The sequence below is a fragment of the Microbulbifer mangrovi genome (genome assembly GCF_002009015.1).
GTDB classification, from domain to species: domain Bacteria; phylum Pseudomonadota; class Gammaproteobacteria; order Pseudomonadales; family Cellvibrionaceae; genus Microbulbifer; species Microbulbifer mangrovi.
The window spans coordinates 1-4750 of the sequence record NZ_LZDE01000166.1 but is presented as its reverse complement, the minus strand read 5'-3'; the positions used below and the strand labels follow the sequence as shown (position 1 = coordinate 4750).

Genomic DNA, 4750 nt, shown 5'->3' with positions numbered 1-4750 from the left:
TCGCCTTTGTTGACGTAGTTGATTGCGGTAGCGCCATTCACGGAGTAAACACTGATTTTTTGTGGCTGGCCGTCGGCGTAGGTGCCGCCGACCTGGGTGAAGTCTTCAGCCTGTACTGTGAAGCCGGTACCGCCACCGCCACTGCCGCTGGAACTACTGCCGCCGCTGCTGGAACCACCTCCAGTGCTGACTTGGGTCAGTTCAAGCGCGTCGAGGTTCCACTGCCAGTCATTGCTGCCAGACCCAACCACGCGCAGATTGACCGCGCCCGCCGGAAGGGAAATGTTACCGGCATCGAGAGACTGGAAATTATCCCAGTGGCCCGCCGGAACAGCCTTCTTCACCAGTGATGTCCAGCTGGAACCACTACCAATCTGGAAGTCGATTTCCGCACCCGAAGTCATACTGGTGCCGATCAGGTATTGCAGGTTATAGGTACCTGCTTCGGCAACCTGCAGGGTGTACTCAGCGTAGTCACCACGGTTCACGTAGTTAATTGCAGTAACGCCATTGACGTTATACACACTGATTTTTTGAGGCTGACCATCGGCGTAGGTACCGCCGACGGTGGTGAAGTTTTCAGCTTCAATTCGATAGTCCGCAGCGGTTGCCGCAGTACTTAAGGCGATACCAGCGGCCAGCACAGACTGTGCCAGCACCAGTGGGCGCCTGGGGTAGGGGAGTTTCATCGCTTGCTCCGAGATTGAGACACGGTACAGCTGGTGTCGTTATTATTTTTTGAACCGCTCTGGCGTTTCGCTTATACGTCTGATTAGCGAAGGTCCTTCGGCGGCCCCAGATCGACGGCAGTGGCCTCTGGGTGCAGCATGGTTGTGCTGATTTGGGTGTGCGGCACTATTAGCGTTATGTCTGCCGTCAACCGGATTAAATAATATATTGTTAACAGTTGACAATCATGTTTCGGTGCGTTGGCGCGTTTTTGCTCAGAACATTTTCTGCGATGAGAACTGGCGCCACTTATTTGTGGGAACGCAAGAGGAGAGAAGTGGGAAATGCGCCGGCGGAAAATTCCGCCGGCATTGTGAAGATAATCCAGTGAATTTATATCGCGTGGTTCGTAATCAGCGCGACAGTCAAGCTACTCGCGCGCACCGCGTGAGAGTGGTGCCGTGGTGTTGAATACCTGCATGGTTGCGGTACTCAGGAAACCACCATCGTCATCAAATACGACCTCGATCGTATTGTTCTGGCTCAGGTAGGCGATATCCACTGGAATTTCGATGACACCAAAGTATTGGGGACGTCCCTTACCGTTGTAGTACTGGTCGTAGCCCTGGTAGTCCTCTGGCACGCTGACGGTATTTCCATTGATGGTAACGTTCGGTGCCAGGGATTTTCCATGGTCGCGGCCTATCCCCAGGCGCAGCACTGCCTCACCGTTTTCACCGACAGCAACATCGTTGATTGCGAACTGCAGTTTTGCGCCGGCGGTGATGGGCTGCTTGTATTTGTCGGCGTAGTACTTGGTTTCCATACTGTCACCGTCGATCGCGATACTGTCCGCGAATGTCAGCTTCAATATAGCGGTAGCTTGCGACTTCAGGGCAAACTCCTGCGGCATTTCGGCGGACTCGGTTTCATCCAGCACCGGTTTGCCGTCATTGCCGTAGTGCAACTCCTTGATATTCACACTCTGCAGAGTGTTGCCCGCTACCCCTAGGGTAGAGAGATCCAGCGTGGACGCCTCTTCTTCCAGATTGTTCAGGATCAGGTATGCGGTATTGCCGTCTACATACGCATTGGTTTGCACGTCGAGGTCGCTGGCCCAGCTGTCTACACGGGTGCCTTTGACTTCAGACCAGAGCTGGTAGAACTTTACGAACTCGGTATACACCCACTCGTCGCCAGTCTCGCCACTGGCCTCCTTCTTCTGGCGCATCAGTCGGTTGGAGTAGGGTACTGTTTCCGATTGCCGGCCCCATTCTGCCTTGATGGTCACAAACGGAATCGACTTCAGGATCTGATCCGGGCGTTCCAGCATATTCATGGTAAGCCCGTTGAGCGCGCGCAGTTTGTAGCCGTCGCGCTCGGGTGACCAGGGGTCATTCATCATGCTGTGTACAGTGGCGCCGATCTCGGAGACCAGAAATGGCATGCGCACGCCAGTGGCCATCAGACTGTACTGTTCAAGCATATCGAAAGTGGCTTCCACGTTGCTACCACGACGCAGACGGCGGGTGCCGCTGATCGCCGGGAAGTCGTAAAAATGTATCGACAGGAAATCCATATTTTCGCCGGCGATATCGATGAACAGTTTGTCGCGCTCTTCCCAGCGGTTGAAATTGTCCTTGTCAAAGTCCGGGAAGGCCACGGTGTAACCGCCGATCAATACATTGTCGTGGGAAGGCTGATTCCATGCGTCACGATACGCGCGCACCTCATTGGCTACCGCATTGTGAAACTTGAAAACATCTTCTGGCGTTGTACCTTCGTCTTTCGCCTTCGGGTAGTCCACCAGATCATAGAGTGGTTCGTTCATTACCTCGAGAAATACGGGCTTCGGCTGGCCGTATGCATCGCTCTCCCCCCGATTGAAATACTCGTACAGGAAGTTCGCCATGTAGTGGCCAACAGCGGTGCCAAAGGGTTCTTCTACAGTGTCGGTGGTGGAGAAAGACCAGCCCATGCCGGTATCGTCGCCATTGGGCCAGTATGGATGCTGCTGACCACCCACGATCATATCGGTCGCACGGTGTTCGTGTTTTCGCGCAAGCTGCGCGCTAACGGAAGCTCCTTCGGTGTAATTCCAGCGCATACCACCGCCTTTACTGGCCGCGGCCGCTTCGTCGATAAAGCCAGGGCGCGCGCCGTCCTCGGGTAACTGGCTCAATTGCCACTTCATACCGCCAGTATCACGCCCGAGGTATACATCGTAGCCATCCAGGAAGTTGGTTATCAGGTCGGGGTCCTCGTTCGGCGCACCCGCACTCTGGGTATTACCTCCAACCCAGTCATTTTCGGTATTCGACGCGTGTACGGTTATGAACTTGCGACGGTCGAACTCGGATTCCCCGCCCACGGTATGGCGCATATTCAGGTTGAAATCGACCTTAACAGAATCGCTTGCCGGCGGCTCTGGCTCCGGTTGCGGCTCTGCTTTGGTGGTCACGGTGAAGTCAGCGCTGATTCCACCGATGCTGAGAGTCACGGTAACCGCTGCACTGTATTGGGGCCCGGTGCTAACGCGGACCACCACACTATCCCCGTCTTCAACCGTTGCCGTATTATCGCTAAAGGCGCCGTTATTTACCGAATACTCACCACCGCTGATACTGATATTGGCCGCGGCATTGATCCCGGAAACGGTAATGGCGGAAGAAGTATACTCGGTGTTCAATTCTGCATCGTTAATGGGGGTAAACGAGAATGTATCAGGGCGAGTATCTTCTTGAGTAGATTCATTGTCGGGTGGTTGGTTCTCGTTGTCACCAACGCTACCTCCTCCGCCGCAGGCACTGAGGGTGCCTGCCAGAATCAGTATCGCGAGCCGCTCAGAAAAAATCAGGCGTTTCATAAAAATATTCTCCAAACTACATTTCGTTATTTATTTTTTTTGATTCCCAGCTTTTTCGCTTTGAGCGTAGATTTTTTAGTCCGGCCGTTGGCAACGATCTAAATCACCATTTCTCGGCTTTTCACTTTCGGTATTGCGATGTAAAGACTGCCCTTTGTTGCGGGAGAACCGAACCTCATCACCGTTCCACTGCCAAGCCGCGCCGCCGGAGCTTTGTACCCGCAGTGTGTGAGTGCCGGCATTGGCAATATAGATCGGGTTTTCCAGCTCAAAATCCCGATACTTCTCCCATCCGCCGGTGTTGGTAACGGTGATAGTGCCCTCATAGGTGCCATCCAGTTGTACGTCAGCGGCAGTTCCCGAAGGGGTCGGCGTGGCGGCAGCGAGTGTTACCCAGTAGTAGCCTGCGCGCGGAAATTCTACCGGATATTCTGCCCAGTCTCCCAGGGTGTTGTAGTTAATATTTTCGCCATTCGCATTGAATCCATGTACCGCATCCCAGGCAACTGGCGCGCCATCCTTGCCGGTTGAGGTGAACTCGGACATTTCGATCACAACTTCGACACTGCTATTTCCTGGAGCTGTATCATCGGGCCCGCAGTTGTTGGCTTCGGGAACCGGTTTGTAAAAACGCACCCAGTCAACCTGGAATTTATTGCGCGCAGGATCAGCCAGCTCTTCGTCAGACGGCGGTAGTGTTCCCTGCGTATCACGCCAGCCCTGGTGTTCTGCATCAAAAATGGCCTGCATCGGCTTGTTTAGGCCTGTGCCATTGGTAAATCCGTAAGGGTCGATTACATCAGTACCCGAGGAGACTCGCACCAGTTCACCGTTAACGTAATACTCCAGCGTCCACGGGTCTTTCCAGTAGGTACCTACGCGCACATAGTCTTCTCGCCAGCTGCCGCCATCGGGTTTCGCATACCAGGTACTAGGATCCTTCGGCTGATAGTCCTGGAAAGGATCGCGGATAAAGACGTGGTGGCTCAGATGGATACGCTGGTCGAACCAGACTTCCGATGGACGGTCACTGCCGTAGGTTTCGAGGATATCGATTTCCTGGGTGGAGTCGGCGCTCAAAAGCCAGAAGGCATTCGCCAGAGTGAGGTTGGTGATTTTCACGCTGGCTTCCATGTACAGCGGATAAATCAGGCTCTCTTTTGAGTGAATCGCTCCAGTATGGATTTTTTCCGTGCCCGGCTTGCGGCTCGCCTT

Annotated in this window: 3 protein-coding genes; all 3 read right to left on the bottom strand. The window is 54.1% G+C overall.

What is annotated here, in order from left to right:
* Positions 1–689: carbohydrate-binding protein (locus tag B4U49_RS01210; protein WP_143735459.1), on the bottom strand; the 689-nt coding region annotated here is incomplete at its 3' end.
* Between the two features lie 410 nt (positions 690–1099).
* The gene (locus B4U49_RS01205) at positions 1100–3535 is read right to left on the bottom strand and encodes an agarase (RefSeq protein ID WP_078082767.1); all 2436 of its coding nucleotides are present in this window, start codon (positions 3533–3535) and stop codon (positions 1100–1102) included.
* 75 nt (positions 3536–3610) lie between these two features.
* Positions 3611–4750 (bottom strand): carbohydrate-binding protein (locus tag B4U49_RS01200; protein WP_143735458.1); only part of this gene is annotated, 1140 nt, incomplete at its 5' end.